Origin of the sequence: Mycobacterium sp. UM_Kg1 (genome assembly GCF_000972925.1) — a bacterium.
Taxonomy (GTDB): Bacteria; Actinomycetota; Actinomycetes; order Mycobacteriales; family Mycobacteriaceae; genus Mycobacterium; species Mycobacterium hiberniae.
This window is the reverse complement of record NZ_JRMK01000354.1, coordinates 1-425: the sequence shown is the minus strand read 5'-3', so window position 1 is coordinate 425 and position 425 is coordinate 1. Positions and strand designations below refer to the sequence as shown.

Here is a 425-nt window from a genome sequence, read left to right as displayed (position 1 = left end):
CTGCTGCACGCGTAGGTGACATCTGAGTTGGCTTGCCCAGCGTGGGCAGGCTGGAAGGATGTCCCCATGGCAAGGCCCTACCCCCGTGAGTTCCGCGACGACGTCGTGCGCGTGGCCCGCAACCGCGATGGCGGTGTGACGATCGAGCAGATCGCCAACGATTTCGGTGTCCATCCGATGACCTTGCACAAGTGGATGCGCCAAGCTGATATCGACGAGGGCACCAAGCCTGGCAAGAGCACTGGCGAGTCCGCTGAGCTGCGTCAGGCGCGGCGGCGGATCAAACTGTTGGAGCAGGAGAACGAGGTCCTGCGCCGGGCCACGGCCTATCTGTCGCAGGCCAACCTTCCGGGAAAAGGGTCTACCCGCTCGTAAGTGAGCTCGCCGCCGACGGGATCCCCGTGGCGGTGACGTGCCGGGTACTC

General features: G+C 64.9%; 1 protein-coding gene. It reads left to right on the top strand.

Translation table 11 applies throughout. The annotated features are described in order from the left end of the window. The first annotated feature begins 66 nt into the window (after positions 1–66). On the top strand, positions 67–375 hold the full coding sequence (locus LI92_RS24470) for an IS3 family transposase (RefSeq protein ID WP_046322660.1): 309 nt from the start codon (positions 67–69) through the stop codon (positions 373–375). Positions 376–425: the final 50 nt, after the last annotated feature.

What these genes read in the sequence shown, in the direction of transcription:
- LI92_RS24470 (WP_046322660.1), top strand. Translation starts at nt 67, where the DNA reads ATGGCAAGGCCCTACCCCCGTGAGTTCCGCGACGACGTCGTGCGCGTG.